Raw genomic sequence first — 20,680 nt, 5'->3', positions numbered from 1 at the left:
GCAAAAAATGTTGGCGCTGTGGGGAACGACTTGAGCCAAAGGGCTGTCTAAGGTCTCGATTTTGAACTTCGCCAAGTGCGCGAATTTCAAAACTCGTCCCGTGGTGTAATAGTAAAGTTCTAACGCCACCTTCACTGCAGCCAACATTTTTTGCACCCAGAGACTAATATATTTGTTATTTTTTATATGGTATGATTAGTTAATTTGATAAGAAGGTTACACTTTATTTGAAATTAAATATAAGTAAAAGGCTAGATATTTTTTCTGGATTTATACCACCAGGAAAATATCTAGCCTTTTTTTACATTCGATTCTATAACCAAATTTTTCGAACGTGTTTTTTATTATCGTTTAATGCTTAACCGAATTAATTTATCAAATTCAGTTACAACTAGAACAATTGCCCCAGCAGCGATTGCCATACCCCATTCAACTAATCCGATTGAACCTGTGTAGAAAATTCCTTGCATAAATGGAACGTATGTTAAGAAAATTTGTAGCAAGATCATCAAGCCAACGAAAACGAAGGCTTTAGGATTAGAGAGGAGTTCTTTGGAAAGTGCTAGTTTAGGTGTTCTTATGTTAAATAGGTAGAAAATCTTACCAATAATCAAGGTGTTAACCATGGTTGTACTTGATATTACTTCACCAACGCCTTGGTTGTTCAGGTAAATATCAATAATCAAACTGACTGCAGCAATCAAGATTGCAACGTAAGTCATTTGGAAAACATCATGGCGATTCATTAATTTACTACCAGTTTTTCGTGGAGATCGTTTCATAATGCCGTCTTCAGCTGGCTCAAAGATTAAAGCAAATTGAATTGTAATAGCTGAGACCATGTTGATCCAAAGCAACTGTGTAGGTTGTAATGGAATTTCTTGTTTAGTCAAAATGGCATAAGCAACAATCAAACCTTCGGAGAATGAAATTGGTAACAAGTAGAGAATACTTTTCTTGATGTTATCAAAGATTCTTCGACCTTCTTTAATGGCGGATGACATCGTAGCAAAGTTGTCATCAGTTAAAATCATATCAGCAGAGTCTTTAGCAACGTCAGTACCCTTGATACCCATAGCGACACCAATATCGGCTCGTTTCAAGGCAGGGGCATCGTTAACTCCATCACCAGTCATTGCTGTAACCTTATTATTTTTTTGTAAGGCTTTGATGATTTCTAGTTTGTTACTAGGGGTTGTCCGAGCAAAAACCTGGTTTTCATCCGCAGCAATAACTTTTTCTTCATCAGAAAGTTTGTCCCATTCAGGTCCGGTAATGGCATGGATTTCATCGGCTAGGCCAAGTTTTTCACCAATAGCTTTAGTAGTAATAGCATTGTCACCGGTGATCATTTTAACTTCAACACCAGCTCCACGCATGATTTTTAAAGATTCAATAACTTCTTCACGAGGTGGGTCAATAATGGCGGCTAAACCTAGGAAGTTTAGACCATCGACAATCATTTCGTGAGTTACTTCATCAGCGTTCTTTGGTGCTTCTTCATACCCAACAGCGATAACTCGTTTGCCTTCAGCAGAGAATTGTTTTACTTTTTGCAACCAATAATCGTAATTAAAGTTAGCATCTTGTTTTTGGGCCATTTCTAATAGTTTGTCAGGTGAACCCTTAACGAATAATAAACGATTGTCATCAGTATCTTGAACGATTTTACCGATATAACGATAATCGGAATCGAATGGTAAAATGTCGATTTCTTGATAAGGGTTAGTTTGTCCATAAGGGAAAACCTTGTGATAAAGCGTTAAGAAGGCCCCATCAGTTGGTTCACCATTCACAAGCCATTGATTGTCTTCATGAACTAGCGTTGTATCGTTGGCTTGGTAACCAGCTTCTAAGAATAATTTCAAACGTTTAGAAGCTTCGATTGGTTGACCATTTTGCATGATTTCACCAGTCGGTTCATAGCCAGTTCCAGTTACTTGATATTCTTGGTCATCAATTAAAATATCGGTAACAGTCATTTCGTTTTTAGTTAAGGTACCAGTTTTATCAGTTGCTACCACGTCAACAGATCCCAAAGTTTCAACAGCTGGTAAAGTTTTAACAATAGTATTTTGACGTTTAGCCATGTCGCTAACACCTTTAGCCAAAATAACGGACGTTGTGGCAGGCATACCTTCAGGAATAGCCCCAACCATCATGGCAACAACAGCTAAGGAAAGTACAGGTAGTGAGTAAGTTCCAAAGATTAAACCAATAATGAAAATTACAATTGAGGCGGCAACGATGAAGTATGAGACGTTTGTCCCTAAACTATCGATGATTTGCATCAGAGGTGTTTTACGTTGTTTAACGGAACTTACTTCGTCAGAAATCTTACCAATTTCGGTATCTTTGGCCGTTGCGATTACGACACCACTACCATTACCATTGGTAACAGCAGTTGAAGCAAAAGCCATATTGATCTGTTCAGCAAGTGGAGCATCATTTGGTAAAGCTTCAGCAATTTTCGCGACCGAGTTTGATTCACCAGTTAAAGCTGATTCCTGAATTCGCAAGTTATCAGAGTCAATGATTCTTAAGTCGGCTGGCACATTGTCACCAGCTTCTAAGAATACGGTGTCACCAACAACTAGATCTTCAGCGGGGATATCTTTTCGCTGACCATCACGGTAGACAGTCGCCTCGATTGATAACATTTGTTTAATTTTATCCAAGGCATCGGATGCATTAGATTCTTGGTAGTAACCAATGATAGCGTTAATGATTACAACCAAAAAGATAATTATGGCATCTGAATAATGCTGCATTAATAGAGTAATAATTGTTGCGGCAATCAAGACGTAGATAACCATATTATTAAATTGACGGAAAAAGATTTTCCATTTAGGTGTCTTGTGCGCTTCTAATTTGTTAGGACCATTTTCACTCAAACGTTTTTGAGCTTCTTTTGTAGATAGTCCTTCTTTAAATTCATTTGTGTTATATGTTTCTTTTAAAGCTTTAAATCCTATTTGATAGGGTTTAGGTTTCATTAGCATCTCCTCATTCGTTTTTTAGGGTTAAAAAAAGCGCATTGCTATAAAAAGTAATGTGCAGTCACTCAGCTCCGAATTCGATGCAAGAAATATATAAGATTCGTTTTCAGTTAAAAGTTCACTCCCTCAGTTATGTGTAGATATAAATATATCAGGATGTATATATTAAGTCAATATTAAAGTTATTATTAGAAATTAATAATGTGTTATGTGTGGCCGCCTCCAGGAGCAAGAAAATTTTGGTCGCTATGGGGACCGACTGGAGCCGAGGTCTCCAGTCTCGATTTTGAGCCTTGCACGAACCGCAAGTCTCAAAACTCGTCCCGTGGTGTAATGGCTAAAGCCATAACTCCACTGTCACAGCGACCAAAATTTTCTTGCTCCTTCCGGCTAGTGTAATCTTTGCTTTAGATATTTTTTTAGATTGCTGTATAAGTCTTGCTGTTTTGTATCATTCGCAACCAGAGTGTCAGGACTTAAAGTTTTTTAATTTTTAAATTAGAAATATAAAAGTGATTAAAAATAATGACTAATACTGGAAATGGGAAAACACATTTGAAGATATAGACTATTTCGGAATATACCAATATCAAATCCATCTAGTCCAATTGCTGTCTGAAAACGTTTAACTACCTTACATGGTAGATAAATATTAATAAAGTTATTGCCATGTGGCATGTATACCAGTATGATTGGAATCGGTAAAGATTTATTTTGATTTGAGGGAGGAAAATAGGAAAATGAAAACCTATCTTCAAAGAATGGGCCGTTCTCTTCAATTACCGGTAGCTGTTTTACCAGCCGCCGCTCTACTTGAGGGTATTGGTCACTGGTTGCCACAAAATTGGGGATTATCACAATTCTTGCAAGTTGGTGGTACAGCAATTCTTAGTCAATTAGCATTATTATTTGCGATTGGTTTGTCAGTTGGGATGGCAAAGGTCAAAGATGGTGCTGCTGCTATGGCTGGTGTTGTTGCTTATATCGTTCCAACTTATGTATTAGCACCAAAACAAGTTGCTCTATTAAAGGGTATCAAGGTGGGACAAGTTGATCCTGCTTTTAACGCGATTGCTGGAAATGTCTTCATCGGGATTGTAGCAGGATTAATTGCTGCAGCTTTGTTTGACCGTTTCCATGAAACTAAATTGCCAATGGCGTTATCATTTTTTAGTGGTAAACGTTTAGTGCCAATTTTGGCAACGTTAGTAATGTTAGTTTTGTCAGTTGTTTTGTTATTTATTTGGCCCGTTTTATATGGAGCCTTAATCACATTTGGTAAATTTATTGTTAATTTGGGTTGGGTCGGAGCTGGTCTCTTCGGTTTCTTCAACCGTTTGTTGATTCCTACTGGTTTACATCAAGCTTTGAATCAAGTCTTCGAATTCAATATTGCTGGTATTAATGATATTGGAAATTTCTGGGCCAATAAGGGTACCAAGGGTATCACAGGGATGTATCTAGCTGGATATTTCCCAGTGATGATGTTTGGTTTACCAGCCGGAGCTTTGGCAATTTATAAAAATGCTTTGCCAGAACGTAAAAAGACTACTGCCAGTTTAATGTTAGCTGGTGCTTTTGCTTCGTTCTTTACAGGTGTTACTGAACCACTAGAGTTCTCGTTTATGTTTGTAGCATGGCCACTTTATGTGATTCACGCTATCTTCACTGGTTTATCAATGGCCTTTGCAGCGTTCATGCATTGGACAGCCGGTTTTACTTTCAGTGCTGGATTGGTCGATTATATTTTGAGTTTCCACATGCCAATTGCTAATAAGCCTTACATGTTAATCGTTCAAGGTTTAGTTATGGCGGTTATTTATTACTTTGGTTTTGACTTTGCAATTAAGAAGTTTAATTTGTTAACTCCAGGTCGTGAACCAATTGAAGCTGACGATGCACCGGTTGAAGAGGTTTCGACTTCTAAGACTGATGACAAATATATGATTATGGCGAAAAAAGTTTATGCTGGTATCGGAGGGCACGATAATATTAGTGTGATCGATAATTGTACGACACGTTTACGTTTGCAATTGAAAGATACTGGAAAAATTAATAAGTCACAAATTATGAGTGCTGGTGTCGCCGGTGTAAATGTTTTAGATAAAACCAATATTCATATTGTTGTCGGAACTGAAGTTCAATTCGTAGCCGATGCTTTGAAGCAGCTTTATGCTGATAATGCTACTGTTACAACTACTAACGAAGCTAACGATAAGCCGGTAGAAAAGGTTGAACCAGTTAGCGATATTAGATCAGGTGAGACAGATGTCTTTTATAGTGTTGCTAATGGACATTTGGAAGATATCGAACAAGTTTCTGATCCAACTTTTGCACAAAAAATGCTTGGCGATGGTTATGCAGTCGTTCCAACTGATGGCAAGATTACTGCTCCAGTTGATGGAACAATTGCCACGATTTTCCCAACTAAGCATGCAATGGGGATTAAAACTACTAATGGCTTAGAAGTATTGGTACATATGGGTATTGATACGGTTCAACTAAAGGGAGAGCCATTTGATCTTAAAGTTAAAGAAGGCCAAGTTGTTAAACATGGTGATCAATTAGCTCAAGTAGATTTAGATAAAATTAAACAAGCAGGTAAGAAGACTGACATGATGGTCATCGTAACTAATATGCCTAGTGTTAGCTATATGAAATATAACGTCTTAGACAAGGATGTTAAGTTAGATACCGAAGTTGTTAAAGTAACAACCAAATAGAGTATTACACCCTTCATAGTCACGTAAGAGCATTGGAAAGATTCCAATGCTCTTTTATTTTCCATATAACGCGTAGTGCTAGTTAAAGGTTTCACCTCCAAGAGCAAGAAATTTTGGTCGCTATGGGGACCGATTCGAGCCAAAAAGCGGTCTCGAATCTCGATTTTGAACCTCGCAAAAACCGCGAATTTCAAAAGTCGTCCCGTGGTGTAAGGGATAAATCCCTAACGCCACCTTCACAGCGACCAAAATTTCTTGCTCTTTCCGGCTAGTTTATTCTTTGTTCTTTTAATTAATAATGAATAGTTATAAGTATTATTATGCTATTAATGACTAAAGCAATAGGATGTAAGGCATATTTGAATCTTTTGATTAAAAAAATTGCTTAAAAAAATAATTTCAAATTCATCATCAAAAAATCAACTAGCACCACGCGTTATATAAGGAGCGGATGGAAGCCAAAATATTTGTATTGCTTTTTTCACTTAAAACAAATAACGCCAGCAATCCAAAATCGGATTACTGGCGTCATTATTTTAATGCTCTAAAGTTGATTATGTTTTGATATTAACCTAAGAATTCAAAAACATCTTTACGTTTGTATAAATGTAAAACTTTTTCAAATAAGAATTGAAGTGCGATTGCTACAACGATTGGAACGATTAACCAACTGATTAACAGTAAGACGACGTTTAACCCAGCTTCTAATGAGGCTAAAGGTCCAACTAATCCTACCAATCCAAATCCGGCTGAAGCAGGTGTTCCGGAAATACTGAAGAGAGCAACCGGAATGGCTGAAATAGTTGCTGTAATTAGACATGGTAGTAAAATGATTGGTTTTCTAAAGAGATTAGGCATCATCATTTTCATTGCACCTAAGGCAATGGCGATGGTAACACCAGGCTTGTTGATTTTCCATGAGTTAACGACAAGCACGATTGTTGTAGCAGCAACTCCCATAGCAGCGGCACCGGCTGAAATTCCATTTAATTGGATTGCCATACCGATTGCAACAGTCGAAATTGGGGAAATAATTAGGGTTGCAAAAGCACAACTGATTAGAATACACATCAAGATTGGTTGAAGGTCAGTGAAGGAATTGATTCCATCACCGATAGCTTTGGTAATATCGGTAACGTATGGGTAAAGGTAAAAACCAATTAATCCTGCTCCGACACCGACAACGATAGGTGTTAAAACGATGGCAACTGAACCAAATTTTTCGCCGATTAGTAAAATCATTCCTACAGCAATGGCGGCAGTCAACATGGTATTAATAATGTCACCAGTACCAGCACCAATATATGCTTGAGCTTTTTCATTGAATTTAATAACACCAGAACCAACAAAGGCAGCTCCACCAACGACCATCATTGGCATTGGTTTTAAACCGAATTGTAGAGCAATCAAGGCGCCAATTAAGAGCGGTGTTCCTAGTTGAAAAATAATCGCCATTTGGCCAATAGCCACGGCAAAGGGGTTGTCTCCAAAAATTTTTAAGATAGCGGCTAGAACAGCGTTGGGAATCAAACCGATAATGATACCAGTTGCAGTTCCTGATAAAACCTTATTAAGGAAAATTTTGGCTGTTAGTTTGTCTTTCATAAATGGGGTCTCCTGTAATTTAATTATTTAGCGCCAAGAATATCTTCTTTACAGTGAATTAATTGCGTTAATAAATCACAGTATGGTGTTGCAATATTATATTTTTTACCTTTGCGTGAAACAGCACCATTGATATAGTCAATTTCTGTTAAACGATGGTTATTGATTAGATCCTGATACATTGATGGGTAATGTTTACCAATTGTTTCAGGGTCAAAGCATGATTCGACGTGTTCAACTACTTCTTTGACGTCTAAATCAACACTTTCAGCATGAGCAACTGCGGCGAATTCATTAACAACTGTGACTACGATGTCATGGGCTGGTTTAGTGGCACCAAATTCTGCCATGTTAACATCCAGAATTGAGCAAAGGCAGTTCATTGTTCCGTTGACACAAGCCTTGCGATAGATTGAGTAGTGAATGTTGTTTGAATATTTGGCGTTTAAACCAGAATCCGAAAGAACTTTAGCCAAGTCCTGAGCAGCTGATTCTTGATTTTGACCAAGGTTTTGTAGTTCAACCGAACCATTACCGAATAGTTTAACTTGTCCAGGTCCAACTAAACCGGCAGTCCACATTGTATTACCAATGAAGATATTTTCCATAGGGATGTATTTTTCGATAGTATCTTCGTGACCGATACCATTCAACAGACAGAGGATCTTTGTTTTGTCAGAAATTAAAGGTTTAACATCTTGCAACATTTTATCAAGCTGCATAGATTTAGTGAATAAAATAATTAAGTCGGCTTTCGCATCAGCCTTAATTTCTGATTGAAGCATAACGGGGATATTGACTGTGATATCTTCACCATTGAAGTTAGCCTTTAAACCGTTGTTTCTAATGGCGTTGACATGATCAGGCCAACCGTCGACTAGAGTAACGTCGTTGCCACCTTGATGAAGCATAATTCCGAAGCGGCTACCCATAGCACCCGCACCTGCAATAATAACTTTCATAGTGTTCTCTCCTTAAGTTTTCTACTTCACCATTATACGGGATTTATTGTGAAAAAAGCTACAAGTATTTACATAACTATTGACTAAAACGTTTTCAACTGTTAGATTATGTTTGAAATAAACATTAGTAAACATGGGGGAACAGCATGAGTTCATTAGAAGAATTTCAAAAATTAAATCCAGAATATAAGATCCTCTCAATTGATGATCCAGACTTTAAGAAGTACGGAAAAGTTTATACTAACTATGATATTAGTGAAGTAACTGACTATATGGATAAGAATGTTAAAATTTCAAGTCCAGCTAATTTCTATACTCCGTCAAATAAAGGACTAGAAGCAATTCCAGTTATTCAAGAAATGGGCAAGGATATTTATGCCAACATGCCAATTGAAGCTGGGGAATGTACAGGTCAATCAACTAACTTTTCAGCCATCGAATATCACCAAGGTAGCGAAACTAATATTATGTTGACTGATGTCATCATGGTTTTAGGACAACGTTCAATCCTTGATACTAAAGGTTCATACAGTCCAGCCGACGATGGTCAAACATTCTTTGTTCCAGCTGGTACAGTAGTTGAATTTTATAGTTCAACCTTGCATTATGCACCTATCAAGGTTCATGATTCTGGATTCTCAATCATTGTTATGTTGATTAAAGGTACTAATGAAGAGTTACCTGCAGATTTCAAGAGCACTAACAAACGAATCGTTAAACAAAACAAGTTCCAATTAGTTGATCCAAGTCGTAAAGATAAGATTGCTATTGGAGTCGAAGTTGGTTTAACAGGCAAGATGATTGAAATGAAACCATTAGCTAAATAAAAATAATAGTGTTTTGCTATTGGAAGTTGGGCGGAGGATGTTCAGCTTTCAATCGTTAAGAGAATAGCTCCAGTAATCCGAGTTTGGATTGCTGGGGCTATTTATCTTATACGGAAAAAGCGGTTATATCGTGACTTCTACTTTTATATTAAAATATTATGTTTTCATATGATGAATTTTGAATAAGATTAAAAAGATAAAGTGATATTAGATATTTATTAAATCTAAAAGATTATTTGTGACGGAGTAAATTTACGAATTGATTCCTACTATTAATAGGGACTAAATATTGAAGAATATAAAAATATACTTTAATTTTTTGTTTCTGAAGGCGAACGGCATATTTATCTTCAAAGAGAATTTGAAATTGCGCTTTCAAGATAAATTTAATTTCAAAGATTATCATTTGAACAATGAGGTTTTTAATATCTAACTTATTTTTAACTTCATATTTAAGTGGTGTTAGATTATTTGTCGTTAAAGGTATTTTTTAGAAAAGTAAATTGGTATCTTATATATGTCTAAAAATATAATGCTATTACTTGTAGTGCTGATTGATTTTTTTCTATGGATTTGTTTTAAAGTCAAAAAATTCAGAACATACTCTATATCCTGAAATTCTAGTCGTTGATGACAAAATAATTTAATATTGATTCAAAAATAAACAATGAACTAGCCGGAAAGAGCAAGAAATTAGGCCGCTGTGCAGGTGGCGTTAGAGCTTCAGCTCTTACACCACGGGACGACTTTTGAAACTCGCGGTTTGTGCGAGGTTCAAAATCGAGACAAAAGACCTTGGCTTTTGTCGGTCCCCATAGCGACCTAATCTCTTGCTCTTGGAGGCGGCATATTTTTTGGTTTAGCCCATCTTTAAAAAATCTTAAGAATTTATTTTTACTAAAAATGGGCTATACAAATTGGTAACTACCAGTTTCAGTAAATTACAATCTGTTCGACAATATTTTTCTCAAACTTAAATCCGTAGAAACATATGTGACAAGCTGTTACATAGAAGTAACATGTGAAAAAATCTTTATCGTAATTTATCATCTTTTTTAACTAAATTGAAAATGCTGATATAAATGGGATTGAGCTCTGTGATAATTGAAAATGGTGAAAAATTCGCCAAACTTTCAATTATCACAAAGTGTCATTAATTAGGGAAATAGCGACTTAATTTACTTTGACTAAATAATACCTATTTTTTGAACTTCCCGTTCTGATAACTATGATTGATGAACCAGATACATGAAAAATGAATTAATATTTTTATTTTTAAAGTTTACTTTTGTTTTAATTTGATACTTTTTGTTAAAAAAGCTGTTTTTTTTCTGAAAAAATGATATTATGTAAGGGTTCACATGAAGGGTGAGCTCTATTAAAGCGGTTTATTTAGAAATTATTCTATTTTTATTGTCAGTATTGACCTGAAATGGGAGGTCAAAGTAAGCGCTTTAATGACATAAAAATAAAGGAGGATTAAACATGGTTGGAATTGTTATTGCAAGCCATGGTGACTTTGCCGATGGCATCAAGATGTCAGGTTCAATGATTTTCGGTGAACAAAAAGATGTTCAATCCGTTACATTGCAACCTAGCATGGGTCCTGATGATCTTAAGGCAAAATTGGAAAAAGCTGTTTCTTCTCTAGAAGACCAAGAACAAGTATTGTTCTTAGTTGATTTATGGGGTGGAACACCATTTAACCAAGTAAATGGTTTGTTCGAGGCACATAAAGACAAGTGGGCTATCGTTGCTGGTCTTAACTTGCCTATGTTGATTGAAGCATATGCTTCACGTCTATCAATGAACTCAGCACAAGAAATTGCTGCACATATTATTGAAACAGCAAAAGATGGTGTTAAGGTTCGTCCAGAATCTCTACAACCAAAGGAAGCTCCTAAGGCTGCTGCACCAAAACAAGGACCAAAGGGTGGTCAACCAGGATCAATGAAGTATGTTTTGGCACGTGTTGATTCACGTCTATTGCATGGTCAAGTTGCTACTGCATGGACAAAGACAACAAACCCTACACGTATCATTGTTGTTTCTGATAATGTTGCTAAAGATGATTTGCGTAAGCAATTGATCATGCAAGCTGCACCAGTTGGTGTTCACGCTCACGTTATCCCAATCGATCAAATGATCAAGATTGCTAAGGATGACAAACATTTTGGTGGCGAACGTGCACTATTGCTCTTCGAAACACCACAAGATGTTAAGAAGGCAATTGACGGAGGAGTTCCATTGAAGACAGTTAACGTTGGTTCAATGGCTCACTCAGTTGGTAAAGTTCAACCAAACAAGGTTTTGGCTTTTGATCAAAATGATATCGATACTTACAAGGAAATGGAAAAAGAAGGCATCAAGTTTGATGTTCGTAAAGTTCCAACAGATTCTGAGGATAATCTTGATAGCATTATGAAGAAAGCTCAAGACGAATTGAACAAAAATTAATTTTTAATTCATTATATAAGTAAGAAATAACACGGAGGATTATAATCATGCAATTGAATGCTATTCAAATGATTCTAGTCGTTATTGTATCTTTCTTAGCTGGTATGGAAGGTATCTTGGATGAATTCCATTTTCACCAACCAGTTATTGCTTGTACATTAATCGGCTTAGTTACAGGTCAATTATTACCTTGTCTTATCCTAGGTGGTTCATTACAAATGATCGCCTTAGGTTGGTCTAATATCGGTGCTGCCGTAGCACCTGATGCTGCTTTGGCAGCTGTTGCTTCAGCTATTATTCTTGTTTTAGGTGGTAAAGGTAAAGCTGGCGTTGGTTCAGCTATTGCTATTGCTGTTCCATTGGCTGTTGCCGGATTACTATTAACTATTTTGGCACGTACAATAGCAACTGCTATTGTCCACATTATGGATAGAGCTGCCGAAGAAGGTAGTTTTAGAAAAGTTGAAATGTGGCAATATATTGCTATTGCAATGCAAGGTATTCGTATCGCTATCCCTGCTGCATTGATCTTAGCAATTGGTGCTGGTCCCGTTAAGGAATTACTAAATGCTATGCCTGCATGGCTATCAGATGGATTATCACTTGGTGGTGGTATGGTTGTTGCCGTTGGTTACGCAATGGTTATCAACATGATGGCTACTAGAGAAGTATGGCCATTCTTCGCAATTGGTTTCGTACTTGCTACAGTTACACAATTAACACTTATCGGTCTTGGTGCTATCGGTATTTCTATGGCGCTTATCTACTTGAAATTATCTAAATCAGGTGGTAACGGTGGCAACGGTGACGGAGGAAACTCTAACACCGGTGATCCAGTCGGCGACATTATAGATAACTACTAAGAGGGGAGAACACACAAACATGGCAGATCAAGTAAAGATTTCTAAAAGAGATAGAATTTCCGTTTGGTGGCGTTCAACATTCCTTCAAGGTTCATGGAATTACGAACGTATGCAAAATGGTGGCTGGACTTATTCATTAATTCCAGTACTAAAAAGATTATATAAAACAAAAGAAGACCGTGCCGCTGCTTTGAAGCGTCACATGGAATTCTTCAATTGTCACCCATACTTAGCCTCACCTATCCTAGGTGTTACAATGGCTTTGGAAGAAGAACGTGCTAATGGTGCACCTATTGATGATGTTACTATTCAAGGTGTTAAAGTTGGTATGATGGGTCCTCTAGCTGGTATTGGTGATCCTGTGTTCTGGTTCACTGTTAAGCCAATTATTGGTGCTTTAGCTGCTTCACTTGCTATGACAGGTAACATTATGGGACCTATCATTTATTTCGTAGCATGGAACGCTATTCGTATGGCCTTCATGTGGTACACACAAGAACTTGGCTACAAAGCCGGTTCAAAGATTACAGATGACCTTTCTGGTGGTATTTTACAAGATATCACAAAGGGTGCTTCAATTTTGGGTATGTTCATTCTAGGTTCATTGATTAACCGTTGGGTTGTTGTTAAGTTCACACCAGTGGTTTCATCAATTAAACAAGATAAAGGTGCTTATATTGACTGGGCACATCTACCAGCCGGTGCACAAGGAATCAAGGAAGCCTTGATTCAACAAAAAGCAGGTCTATCATTGACTGCACATAAGGTAACAACATTGCAAGATAACTTGGATCAATTGATTCCTGGTTTAGCAGCTTTGCTACTAACATTGTTCTGTATGTGGTTACTAAAGAAGAAAGTTTCTCCAATTGTTATCATTCTTGGATTGTTCGTTGTCGGTGTTGTCCTACACGTACTTCACGTTATGTAATTATTCGAAACTTTCACATATGGGGTGGACTCAAACGAGTTCCGCCTCTTTTTTGATAATAGATAAAGACGTATAATACTTTTTATATAAAGAATAAAGGGGTTAGTTTAAATGGTTCAATCATTAAATACGAAGTCGGATTTGGTCATGAATGCAACTTCTCACTTAGGAATGGCAGATTACGGAAAAATCATGGTCGGAGATAAGGGCTTCGAATTTTACGATGATCGTGATGCTAAAAACTATATTCAAATTCCTTGGACTGAAGTACGATTAGTTATCGTTTCAGTTATGTTTGGTGGTAAATGGATTCCACGATTTGCAATTGAGACCAAGAAGAATGGGACTTTCTCATTTTCTGCAAGAGACCCTAAGAAAGTTTTACGTGCTGTTCGGGTTTATATTAAAGCAGATCATATTGTTCGTTCGTTGAGCTTTTTCCAAGTTATTAAGCGAGCCTTTACAAGGAATCCGTCTAAAAAGGCAAAGAAGTCTAAGAAGAATAAAAAGTAATTGAACAAGGTTTTTAAGAAAATGTAATAGGAAACTTTTGATTTTTGAGTATGAAGATAAATATCTCCAGTAATTCAAAATCTGTTCTTTCTCAACTTTGGTTATAGAAGTGAATATAAAAAAGGCTAGGTATTTTTCTTGGTATACATCAAAAAAAAATATCTAGCTTTTTGATTATGTTAAATCTAAAATCACATAGAACTTTTTAATCGAATTAGTTAGTTATATCATATAAAAGGTAACAAATATATTAGTCTCTGGGTGCAAGAAATGTTGGCAGCAGTGACGGTGGCGTTATGGCTTTAGCCATTACACCACGGGACGAGTTTTGAAATTCGCGTACTTTGCGAAGTTCAAAATCGAGACTTGAGACCGTACTTTGGCTCAAGTCGGTCCCCACAGCGCCAACATTTCTTGCACCCAGAGACGGCAACTAACCAAACACCCCTTGTAATTTATTATAAAAAAGACAATCGGGATAATTTGAGTGTTAATTTTTGGCAAAAATAGTCATTCAGTATTATTTTTATAGTGATCATAGAGTAAAAATAAGGTGATTAAAATGGAAAAAGAATTGAGTTTTGCTAGAAAAATCAATTTTGAACCATTGTTGATCAGTATTTTCTTCGGACTCGTTGTGGGAACCATCACCTACTCGATGTTTCCTAACTCTCCACTGATTTGGACTCTTTGCGGTGTACTGGCTTTTATTGTCGAAAGTATGCTGATTTATCCAAGATATCTGTCAAATTCCTATGGTTACTGGAAAATCGATGACCAAGGCATTTACTACTATGATTACAGTACTTGGAGAAAGAAAATTAGAGCTATTTTTCTACCATCATATGAAAAGCCGATTGTAGTACCATATTCCGCTATCAAAGCTTTTTCAGTCGTAGATGGTAAATCTATCATGAACACACAATATCCGTTAGGCGGAGCTTTGAACGTTCCATTAGCACGCAAAATTTATTATCTGGTGATTAAAACGGGTCATTATGATGTTAAATTGAACTGTGCTTGGAAGGCTTCAGGGATTCCAACAACGACTGCCGATATTCAAAGAGTAGTTGCGCTACTTAATTCGAAGCTGTAATTAATATTTAAAAGAGTGGAACAAAACCTGTTCAGCTTTTGGGCATTAAGGTAAACGAGACTAGTAATCCGATTTTGGATTGCTAGTCTCGTTTGGGTTAAGTGGAAAAGCCGCATGTTTAAAGACAATAATTTTCATTTGAAGTTAGCAAAAAAGCCCACATCGTGGACTTGAACTAACAAATAAATAATTACGTGAAATACTTAAAATGATATTGGAAGGGTGAGTTTGGTGGAGGAGAATTATCCAGTGCCTTTTGCCTAACTCGTATTTCAACGATTAAAGAATACTGTATCGAACGCGTTTCATGTCAAGCAATAATTTAATATAATTGTGATAAGGACAAAATGAAAAGGGGTAGATATGAAACTATTAAAAAGTAACATTACGAAAATTATTATTGCCAGTTTAATCTTTCCAATTGGGTTGAGTTTGATAGCTTTATTTGTAACAAGACAGTCTTCTAGTAGTGTTTGGCAAGCCATGGGGGACTTGTTAGTCTTTGCGTTGGCATATGCTTTAAATGCTAAGTATTTTCAACAAAAAGTTTATTGGTTCAGTCGCAAAAATTTCCAAGCACAGTTTATGACTGCTTTGCCAGCGATTATCATTGTCGCTTTTCTAGATTCACCGATGTTGGCGGTTGCCGATTTTCAAATTAAATTGAAAGTGATTGTAATTTGTCTGTTAGTTGGTTTAGCCGAGGAGTATGTTTTCCGTGGCATTTTGATCGGCTTATTTTTAAAATTAACGCACAATAATGCTTTGTTAGCAGTAGTTGGTTCTAGTATTATGTTTGGCTTGATCCACATGATGAATTTGAAAGCTTTGTCGTTCGGATATGTTTCAGCACAAGTAATTTTTGCGGCAGCAATCGGGATTCTTTTTGGAACAATATATCTTAAAACACGTAATTTGAGTATTGTAATTGCTTTACATGCTTTGCGTGACATGTTTCCTATGTTTTCAAATAAAATGATGGCAGAAGCTGGTAAAATGGAATTTTCAGCAGCCTCGCTATATGTTACAGTCATTTTCTTGTTAATTGCGCTATTTATTGCCCATATTCAGTTGCAAGATTACGTTGTAAAAGATTGGTCGGAATAACTAATTTTTGCTCTGTGTGACCAGTTTCCAGTGCAGATTATGGAAATCGTCATTTGGGGATTCTTTCTCAAGTTTTTGTAATCAAATATAAAAAGGCTAGATATTTTTTTGGTATTAAATCCAGAAAAATATCTAGCCTTTTTGATGATATTCAATTTCAAATAATGTGGCACTTGTTAATCTAATTTAAGTGGTTGGGTACTATCGAGCCAATCATTAGTTTGGATATTCTTGAAGTACATGGTTACTTCTGAGGTCGTATTGTTTACCTTAACTAAAAGGGCGCCGTCAAAGCTCTTGCCTGGCTGAACTTGACCATTATTACTACTATTGACGATAGCTGCATTATCTCCAGTTGCTGAAGTGGCTGATAATTGTTTGCCATCTTGTTTCAACATAATAGCATTGTTTTGAACTTGTTGAGGAACTTCGTTGTTATTAGTTTTGTTAGTGTAATTGTATTTTACTAATAATGCCGCATCCCCGTTAGCATCTTTGATCAGCTTAACTTCATTGGAAATTTTAAATGTATACCAATCAGTATCATAAGTTAAATCACTGTAAGTTCCGGCATTCTTTATTTGTGGTGCAGCCGGTTTTTTCTCAGGTTGTTTCTCCACTTGTTTAGCTGGTTGTTCTTTGGTGACTTTTTGTGCTTTGTTACTCTGTTTGGCTTTTTTAGTAGTTTTCTTTTTAGCTGGTTTCTTAGCTTTAACTTTTTCTACCTTATGTGAAGGTTGTGTAGAATCAGTGTTGTGGGAAGTATTTGCTTTCCAAAAAACGAATAGACCAATCAGTACAATCAAAATCAAAAAGATGGAAATGATGAAAGAATTTTTTTTATAAAATGGTAATCTTTTACGACGAAGCGCTTCACGAGTCATGTGCGTCCTGTTATTGCCGTTTTGCCTTTTCATAACGTTACTCCCCTGTGAATAATTCGTTAAGACCATAATATCATAATTAGTTAATTTGAATTAATTAACTAAAAAATGCTTAGTTTTTCTTTAAAAAAGAAATTTAAAAATACGGTGTTGAACTGACTTTGAAAAAGTGGTATAAATATCTGGTCGAAGTTAATGAGATAGTTATTTTGTGTAGAAGGGGGTCACAATGATGTTGTTTTTTGGTAATCATGGCGATTATGAAGTTACTTGTAATTTCTTTAGCAAGGAAGGCCAAACAATTGCTAAGAAGCGCATTTGTCACAACGTTTCTAAGAAAGAAGCCCGTGACGGTATGAGAGATTATGTTACAAACAGATTCTCTGATATCATTGATGTAGCTCATCCCATTAAAGTTGTTGCAAAGTTAACAACTAAATAGAAGGATAAAATATAACCGTTTAAGAGAGTGGAGCAGAACATGTTCTACTTTCGAGTATTAAAACGAATGGCTCCAGTGGTCCGATTTAGGATTGCTGGAGTCATTTGTTTTGAACCGTTACTTGTCGCTAACTGTTTGTCGAAAACATTGGTATGATAGACACGAGGAGGTGACGGCTATGGATCATGAGAAAGTAACGGGGAAGCGTTTCTTTTATGTAACCGTACTGAATGTAGTTATTACAATTACTGAATTTATCGGAGGCTTTTTCTCAGGAAGTCTTGGTTTGATTTCAGATGCCTTCCATAACTTAGAAGATTCGCTTTCTATCGTAATTTCATATGTGGCTAATGTAATTGGTCAGCGCAAAAATAATACTAAGAAGACTTTTGGGTACAAGCGTGCCGAAATATTGGCTGCTTTTGTCAATTCGATTGTCTTAGTAGTAATAACGTTAATGATGGTAGTTGAGTCATTTAGACGTTTATCAACACCACAACATATTAATGGTAAATTGATGATGATTGTTTCATTGATTGGCTTAGCGGCTAATTTTATTTCAATGCTTATGTTATTGTCGGGATCGAAACATAACCTAAATATTAAGGCAACATTTCTACATATGTTGACAGATACACTGTCTTCAATTGGTGTTTTCGTAGCTTCAATTTTTGTTATTTTGTTTAATTGGAATTGGGTCGACCCACTTATAACAATCGTTATTGCTATTTGGCTCTTAAAAGAGGCATACACGGTCGTTTCAGAAACGATTAATATCCTGATGGAGGCTAGTCCAAAAATTGATTTAGATGCCGTTCAGGACGTAATTTTGACTATTCCGGAAATTGTCAAGGTTCACCATGTCCATGTATGGATGATTGATGAAAATCATATCATGCTAGATGCCCATATCAATGTAAAAAGAAATTGCAATATGAGTGAACTTGATGGTTTATATGATACAGTCGATAAATTATTAAAAGATAAGTTCAATATTACGCATGTAACCTTACAGGCTGAATGCTCAAGAGGGTTAGATAATTCTTTGATCGATTAATAAGAAAGCCGAATTGTGCTAATATTAGTAGGTAATTCTATATGAAAGTTGGGAATGTCGTAATATGGTAAAACTTGTCATGGTCAGGCATGGAGAGAGTATTGCTAATGCTTTAAATCAATATACAGGGTGGAATAACGTTGGTTTGACGCAAGAGGGTGTTGTCCAAGCTCACGTGGCTGCAAAAAAATTACAGGGTTTTTATTTTGATCATGTACATACATCTGTGTTACAAAGAGCTATTATCACAGCTTATATCATTCAAGATGATTTGAACCTTAATTACGTGCCGATTACTAAAACTTGGCGCTTAAATGAACGTCATTACGGAGCTTTACGTGGTCAAAATAAAGATGCTACTAGAAGAGAATTTGGTGTAGCACAAGTGCATCAATGGCGGCGAAGTTTTTATTCTGTTCCACCAGAATTGAAAAAGCCTGATCCAAACGTTGGCCCATATAAATACTACGAGTCTAGTATTATGCCAGTTGCAGAAAGCTTATATGAAGCTTATCAACGAATCATTCCATATTATGTTGATCATGTGGCACCAGAACTACTGGATAACAAGAATCAATTGATTGTTGCTCATGGAAGTACTATCAGAGCTTTGATCAAGTATATTGAAGGTATTAGTGATCAAGATATTGATGGTGTTGAAGTCGAAAATGGAAAACCTTTGATTTATGAATTTGATGAAAAACTAAATATTGTCAGCAGTAATCGTGTTGAAAAATAAATTAATTTGAAAATTATGAAAGTAGTATTGAAGTCGAGAAAGACTTTGGATGCACTTTCATTTTTTTTGATTTTTTGAAGAAAATGCTTTCAATTTTTTTGAAATGCGTTAAACTATTAAAATGGTCTAGATAAGTCATGACATTTTTTTGTGCCAACTCGACTGATTTAGACAAATTAATTGTAATAATATTCAGCACGAGTAATAGAGATTGTATTAATAAGAAACACAAAATTCTTTATGCCAATCAAAATATACCACGTTAAAAAATGATTATTACTAATATTCAGTTAAAACAAGAAGGAGTTTCATAATGAATATTTTAATTGCTTTAATTCCAGCGCTTGGTTGGGGCTTTATGCCAATCATTACTGGAAAAGTTGGGGGATCCCCAGTTAACCAAATGTTCGGTATCGGTGCCGGTGCCACCATTGTTGGGTTAATTTCATTCCTCGTTACACAACCGAGTGTAAGCGCTCAAGCCTTTTGGTTCTCAGTTCTTTGTGGCGCTTTGTGGACAATCGGACAAATTGGACAATTTATTTCTTTCAAGCGTATTGGCGTTTCAGGAACAGTTCCATTATCAACTGTCTTTCAATTAGTTGGTAATTCGATTATCGGGATGTTGATTTTCGGTGATTGGGCAGGTGCACAAGCCAAGGTTATCGGAATCATTGCTTTAGCTATTGTTGTAGTAGGTGCATTGTTGACCTCAGTATCTGATAGTACTGATGGTCAAAAGATGCAATTAAAAGATGCCCTCTTCCTATTATGTACAACCGTAGGTTTTTGGATCTACTCATCATTTCCAAATATGCCAATTGTTAAGGCAGAAAGTTCAACTGGAATTTTTCTACCTGAAATGTTAGGAATCTTATTAGGATCAATTATTTACGCTTTATTTACCGATAAGAATTCATTTAAACAAAAAGAACAATATCAAAATATTATTGCCGGTGTTGCTTGGGGAATCGCTGCTTTTGCTTACATTTTCTCAGCTAAGGCAAACGGTAATACATCAGCTTTCATTTGGACACAACTAAACGTAGTGATCGGAACATTTGGTGGTATTTTCGTACTTCATGAACGTAAGAGCCGCCACGAACTAACCTTTACGATTTTGGGAATTGTCCTTATCGTCGTTGGTAGTGTTGCTACGTCATTTGCATAGTTAAAGATATTAAAAAAAGATGGATAGATTTTGAGAAGGATAAAATCTCAAAGTTTATCCTTTTTTTGTATCTTTAGCAGACAATTGATTGATAAAAATATTTTGAACAGTCATCGATGCTGTAAAGGTAAGAATATTCCAAACAGAGAATAAATTAACCGGAGGAAGCAAAAAATTTAGGTCGCTGTGCAAGTGGTGTAATGGTCGCGACCATTACACCACGGGACGACTTTTGAAATTCGCGTACTTTGCGAAGTTCAAAAGCGAGACTTGAGACCGTTCTTTGGCTCAAGTCGGTCCCCAT

At 36.2% G+C, this 20,680-nt stretch carries 16 protein-coding genes; 12 read left to right on the top strand and 4 right to left on the bottom strand.

Annotated elements, in window-relative coordinates; all coding sequences use genetic code 11:
• Positions 1 to 344: 344 nt before the first annotated feature.
• A complete protein-coding gene (locus tag D1B17_RS09815) occupies positions 345 to 2,996 on the bottom strand; it encodes an HAD-IC family P-type ATPase (RefSeq protein WP_120141891.1) in 2,652 nt (883 codons plus the stop codon).
• A gap of 743 nt (positions 2,997 to 3,739) precedes the next feature.
• On the opposite strand from D1B17_RS09815, the gene nagE reads away from it, so the two are divergent.
• Positions 3,740 to 5,722: an N-acetylglucosamine-specific PTS transporter subunit IIBC gene (gene nagE / locus D1B17_RS09810; RefSeq protein ID WP_120141892.1), complete on the top strand. Its 1,983-nt coding sequence runs from the start codon at positions 3,740 to 3,742 to the stop codon at positions 5,720 to 5,722.
• A 567-nt stretch (positions 5,723 to 6,289) separates the two neighbouring features.
• Here nagE and D1B17_RS09805 read toward each other — a convergent pair.
• Together D1B17_RS09805 and D1B17_RS09800 are read right to left on the bottom strand one after the other, a co-directional pair.
• Positions 6,290 to 7,327, bottom strand: coding sequence for a PTS sugar transporter subunit IIC (locus D1B17_RS09805; RefSeq protein WP_120141893.1), 1,038 nt, complete (start codon positions 7,325 to 7,327; stop codon positions 6,290 to 6,292).
• A 23-nt stretch (positions 7,328 to 7,350) separates the two neighbouring features.
• The gene (locus tag D1B17_RS09800) at positions 7,351 to 8,289 is read right to left on the bottom strand and encodes a 2-dehydropantoate 2-reductase (RefSeq protein ID WP_120141894.1); all 939 of its coding nucleotides are present in this window, start codon (positions 8,287 to 8,289) and stop codon (positions 7,351 to 7,353) included.
• Positions 8,290 to 8,435: 146 nt separating this feature from the next.
• Here D1B17_RS09800 and D1B17_RS09795 point away from each other — a divergent pair, with 146 nt between their 5' ends.
• From D1B17_RS09795 to D1B17_RS09765, 7 genes are all read left to right on the top strand, one after another.
• Positions 8,436 to 9,116: a DUF4867 family protein gene (locus D1B17_RS09795; RefSeq protein ID WP_120141895.1), complete on the top strand. Its 681-nt coding sequence runs from the start codon at positions 8,436 to 8,438 to the stop codon at positions 9,114 to 9,116.
• A 1,485-nt stretch (positions 9,117 to 10,601) separates the two neighbouring features.
• Positions 10,602 to 11,573: a PTS sugar transporter subunit IIB gene (locus D1B17_RS09790; protein ID WP_120141896.1), complete on the top strand. Its 972-nt coding sequence runs from the start codon at positions 10,602 to 10,604 to the stop codon at positions 11,571 to 11,573.
• A gap of 47 nt (positions 11,574 to 11,620) precedes the next feature.
• Complete coding sequence (locus D1B17_RS09785; RefSeq protein WP_120141897.1) at positions 11,621 to 12,436, top strand: PTS mannose/fructose/sorbose transporter subunit IIC; 816 nt, start codon at positions 11,621 to 11,623, stop codon at positions 12,434 to 12,436.
• 19 nt (positions 12,437 to 12,455) lie between these two features.
• On the top strand, positions 12,456 to 13,367 hold the full coding sequence (locus tag D1B17_RS09780) for a PTS system mannose/fructose/sorbose family transporter subunit IID (RefSeq protein WP_120141898.1): 912 nt from the start codon (positions 12,456 to 12,458) through the stop codon (positions 13,365 to 13,367).
• A gap of 111 nt (positions 13,368 to 13,478) precedes the next feature.
• Complete coding sequence (locus D1B17_RS09775; RefSeq protein WP_120141899.1) at positions 13,479 to 13,880, top strand: DUF956 family protein; 402 nt, start codon at positions 13,479 to 13,481, stop codon at positions 13,878 to 13,880.
• A gap of 562 nt (positions 13,881 to 14,442) precedes the next feature.
• Positions 14,443 to 14,976, top strand: coding sequence for a hypothetical protein (locus D1B17_RS09770; protein ID WP_120141900.1), 534 nt, complete (start codon positions 14,443 to 14,445; stop codon positions 14,974 to 14,976).
• 363 nt (positions 14,977 to 15,339) lie between these two features.
• Positions 15,340 to 16,083, top strand: coding sequence for a CPBP family intramembrane glutamic endopeptidase (locus D1B17_RS09765; protein ID WP_120141901.1), 744 nt, complete (start codon positions 15,340 to 15,342; stop codon positions 16,081 to 16,083).
• A gap of 176 nt (positions 16,084 to 16,259) precedes the next feature.
• Here D1B17_RS09765 and D1B17_RS09760 read toward each other — a convergent pair whose 3' ends face one another.
• A complete protein-coding gene (locus D1B17_RS09760) occupies positions 16,260 to 17,000 on the bottom strand; it encodes a DUF5067 domain-containing protein (RefSeq protein WP_166806669.1) in 741 nt (246 codons plus the stop codon).
• A gap of 196 nt (positions 17,001 to 17,196) precedes the next feature.
• Between D1B17_RS09760 and D1B17_RS09755 the strand changes: the two genes are divergently transcribed.
• The 4 genes from D1B17_RS09755 to D1B17_RS09740 all read left to right on the top strand — a co-directional run bounded on the left by D1B17_RS09755 (position 17,197) and on the right by D1B17_RS09740 (position 20,376).
• The gene (locus tag D1B17_RS09755; RefSeq protein WP_232230838.1) at positions 17,197 to 17,409 is read left to right on the top strand and encodes a hypothetical protein; all 213 of its coding nucleotides are present in this window, start codon (positions 17,197 to 17,199) and stop codon (positions 17,407 to 17,409) included.
• A gap of 178 nt (positions 17,410 to 17,587) precedes the next feature.
• A complete protein-coding gene (locus tag D1B17_RS09750; protein WP_120141903.1) occupies positions 17,588 to 18,466 on the top strand; it encodes a cation diffusion facilitator family transporter in 879 nt (292 codons plus the stop codon).
• Between the two features lie 64 nt (positions 18,467 to 18,530).
• A complete protein-coding gene (locus D1B17_RS09745; RefSeq protein ID WP_120141904.1) occupies positions 18,531 to 19,205 on the top strand; it encodes a 2,3-bisphosphoglycerate-dependent phosphoglycerate mutase in 675 nt (224 codons plus the stop codon).
• 313 nt (positions 19,206 to 19,518) lie between these two features.
• Complete coding sequence (locus D1B17_RS09740) at positions 19,519 to 20,376, top strand: GRP family sugar transporter (RefSeq protein ID WP_120141905.1); 858 nt, start codon at positions 19,519 to 19,521, stop codon at positions 20,374 to 20,376.
• Positions 20,377 to 20,680: the final 304 nt, after the last annotated feature.

The organism is Companilactobacillus zhachilii (assembly GCF_003606365.2).
GTDB lineage: Bacteria > Bacillota > Bacilli > Lactobacillales > Lactobacillaceae > Companilactobacillus > Companilactobacillus zhachilii.
The sequence above is the reverse complement of the archived record's forward strand: the minus strand, read 5'-3'. Positions and strand labels throughout refer to the sequence as shown.